The sequence below is a fragment of the Haemophilus sp. HMSC066A11 genome (genome assembly GCF_001811665.1).
Taxonomy (GTDB): domain Bacteria; phylum Pseudomonadota; class Gammaproteobacteria; order Enterobacterales; family Pasteurellaceae; genus Haemophilus; species Haemophilus influenzae.
Map to the genome: position 1 here is coordinate 1 of NZ_KV805876.1, position 240 is coordinate 240.

The window sequence follows — 240 nt, forward strand, 5'->3', positions numbered from 1 at the left end:
GATAATTGACTGCTAAAATGCCAACCTTGAGCAAACTCTTGACTCAACCCTAAACTGGCTGTGCTAATGTGATAGCTGCGATTAAATGTTTCGCCAATGCGCTCCATTCCAAAAGAGCCTGGTAATTTACTCGCGTAATAATGATGAGTTAAATCAATATTAAAGATTGTTTTAGGGGTAAATTGGATATGTCCATCAATGCCTGCACTTACGCCTGATACTGCAAATTTTTTCTTCGTT

Annotated in this window: 1 pseudogene; it reads right to left on the reverse strand. The window is 38.3% G+C overall.

What is annotated here, in order from left to right:
- A pseudogene (locus tag HMPREF2813_RS06820) lies at positions 1-240 on the reverse strand (ShlB/FhaC/HecB family hemolysin secretion/activation protein); the annotation flags it as partial.